Origin of the sequence: Faecousia intestinalis (assembly GCF_040096185.1) — a bacterium.
Classification (GTDB): domain Bacteria; phylum Bacillota; class Clostridia; order Oscillospirales; family Oscillospiraceae; genus JAZOXB01.
Window position 1 is genome coordinate 1 of record NZ_JBBMFF010000183.1, and the last position, 2,852, is coordinate 2,852.

The following is a 2,852-nucleotide window of genomic DNA, read 5'->3' on the forward strand; positions in this document are numbered from 1 at the left end:
GTCGGCCGTTGGCCTCCTCGCAATGACACGTCAGGGCGGTGCAGTGGTGCACCAGAGCACTTCTGCGGTTGAATGTCCCCTACTGGGCGCTCAGGGGGCACCGCTACAGATCCCGTCGGAGGCCATCGCCGTTTTGACGGTGGCCTGTGCGAATCGGCAGTATAACGCCGGGAGGGGCATGCCCCTCCCCTACGACGATTATTGGCAATTTTCCTATTTTCTGTTCTCTCGATCCTTACCCGCTTGTGTATTTCTCCGAATCCTTCCCGAATTAAAAAATCCCTATTGCTTTATTACGCTAATGTGCTATCATATTAGCACAATAAATTTTCGGCACGGCCTGCCGTCTTGGAGGAATTCACTATGAACCGTTTTGCCAGATTTGCCGCTTCCGCGCTTGCGCTCTCCCTCGTCCCCGCCATGCTGATGGGCTGCGGGAAAAAGGAAGCCTCCACCGGCTCCGATCTCGAATACATCAAGCAGAAGGGCACGCTCGTCGTCGGCATCACCGACTTCGCCCCGATGGACTATCAGGATGCCGACGGCAGCTGGATCGGCTTTGACGCCGACCTTGCAAAGGCCTTTGCCGAGTCCCTCGGCGTGGAGGTCCAGTTCCAGACCATCGAATGGGACAACAAGGTCATGGAGCTGGACGGCAAGACCATCGACGTCGTCTGGAACGGCATGACGCTGACGGACGAGGTCACATCCTCCATGGCGTGCTCGAATGCCTACTGCAACAACGCGCAGGTCGTCATTCTCCCGGCGGACAAGGCCGCAAATTACGGCACGGTCGACTCGCTGAGCGGGCTGCGCTTCGCCGTGGAATCCGGCTCGGCCGGTATGGCGCAGGCCGAGGAAAAGGGCCTGACGTATACGGACGTCGTCGATCAGGCCACGGCCCTGCTGGAGGTCAAGTCCGGCACGGCGGACGCCGCCATCATCGACTCGCTCATGGCGGGCGCAATGGTCGGCGAGGGCACGAACTACGCCGATCTGGCCATCGGCCCGGTGCTAAACGCCGAGACCGGCGAGCAGTATGGCGTCGGCTTCCGCAAGGGCTCTGACGCCGCTGCGGCACTGAACGAATTTTTCCGGCAGCAGTGGGAAAGCGGCGCGCTGCAGGCACTGGCCGAGCAGTACGGCGTGCAGGCCGCGCTGATCGAGCAGAAGGAATTCTAAGGCAATACCGCACAATTGCATCTTCGGCCTTCGTCGGATATTTTTCGCCGAATGCGCTTGCTGCATTGTGTGGTCTTACCCTAAGGAAAGGACAGAACAGTTATGATCAGAACCGTACTTGGCGCTCTGAACGGCGGCTTTTTGCAGACGCTCAAGCTCTTTGCCGTCACGCTGGCGGGCGCGCTTCCGCTCGGGCTGCTGCTGTCCTTCTGCTCCATGAGCCGCTTCAAGCCGCTCAAATGGCTGACGCGGACGCTCGTCTGGATCGTCCGCGGCACGCCGCTCATGCTGCAGCTGCTGATCCTGTATTATGTTCCGGGCGTGCTCCTGGGCACGAGCCCGTGGGCGCCCGGCGAATCGGGGCGGTTCCTCGCCTCGGCCATCGCGTTCATCCTGAACTATGCCTTTTATTTCTCGGAAATTTTCCGCGCGGGCATCGAGGGCGTGCCAAAGGGCCAGCAGGAGGCAGCGCAGGTGCTCGGCCTGACCGGACCGCAGACGTTCCTCCACATCACGCTGCTGCAGATGGTCAAGCGCATCGTGCCGCCGCTCTCGAACGAGGTCATCACGCTCGTGAAGGACACGTCCATCGCGCGCATCATCTCCATGCAGGAGCTCATCTACTCCGGCTATGCCTTCCTGAAGGGCTCACACGGCTATTCCGGCCTGCTGTGGCCGATCTTCTTCACGGGCGTGTACTATCTGGCCTTTAACGGCATCCTGACGCTGCTGTTCGGCCGCATCGAAAAGCGGCTGCAGTATTTTTCCTGAGAGGAGGGGCGGACATGACCATTCTGGAAGTCGAGCATCTGGAAAAGCGCTTCGGCGGGACGCCCGTCCTGCAGGACGTCTCGTTCTCGCTGGAGCAGGGCCAGACGCTGGCCATCCTCGGCTCGTCCGGCAGCGGCAAGACAACGCTGCTGCGCTGCCTGAACGCGCTGGAGCAGCCGGATGCCGGGTGCATCCGCGTGGCGGGCGAGACGCTGTTTGACGGCGGCGTCCGCACGGCGCAGCGCAGCGGCAGACTGCCGTTCGGGCTGGTGTTTCAGGCCTTTCACCTTTTCCCGCAGTACACCGTGCGCGAAAACGTCACGCTGGCCGGCCGCCTGCAGGCAAAGCGCCGCCCGGACTACCGCGCGAACCGCCGCGCGATCCTGCAGCGCATCGACGACGAGGCGGTCCGCCTGCTCGGGCAGGTCGGCCTGCTGGCCCAGCAGGACCGCTATCCCGGCCAGCTCTCCGGCGGGCAGCAGCAGCGCGTGGCCATCGCGCGGGCGCTGGCCCTGCAGCCGGACGTGCTGTGCTTCGACGAGCCGACGAGCGCGCTGGACCCGGAGCTGACGGGCGAGGTGCTGCGCGTCATCCGCAGCCTCGCCGAGCGGCGCATGACGATGATCGTCGTGACGCACGAGCTGCAGTTCGCCCACGATGTGTCCGATCAGGTCATTTTTCTGGAGCGCGGCGTCGTGGCAGAGTCCGGCACGCCGGACGAGCTGTTCCTCCACCCGAAAAACGACCGCACGCGGCAGTTCCTCGCCGCGTATGTGAAATAAGGGCGCCGTTAAACGGGTGATGACCCCCAACGGTGCCCGCAGCGGCGCTCCCTGAGCGCCATTGGCAGTTGCAAATTTTGAAGCAGTTCCGCCGACCGCACCCGCTATTGTAGGGGA

3 protein-coding genes are annotated in these 2,852 nt (G+C 62.8%); all 3 read left to right on the top strand.

What is annotated here, in order from left to right; translation table 11 throughout:
• Positions 1-363: 363 nt before the first annotated feature.
• The 3 genes from WMO66_RS05695 (at position 364) to WMO66_RS05705 (ending at position 2,735) form a co-directional block, all read left to right on the top strand.
• A complete protein-coding gene (locus tag WMO66_RS05695) occupies positions 364-1,182 on the top strand; it encodes a transporter substrate-binding domain-containing protein (protein ID WP_349135428.1) in 819 nt (272 codons plus the stop codon).
• A gap of 102 nt (positions 1,183-1,284) precedes the next feature.
• Positions 1,285-1,953 carry an amino acid ABC transporter permease gene (locus WMO66_RS05700; protein WP_349135429.1) on the top strand — a complete coding sequence of 223 codons (669 nt, stop codon included), beginning with the start codon at positions 1,285-1,287 and terminating at the stop codon, positions 1,951-1,953.
• 14 nt (positions 1,954-1,967) lie between these two features.
• Entirely contained in the window at positions 1,968-2,735 is a 768-nt protein-coding gene (locus WMO66_RS05705; protein WP_349135430.1) for an amino acid ABC transporter ATP-binding protein, read from the top strand.
• Positions 2,736-2,852: the final 117 nt, after the last annotated feature.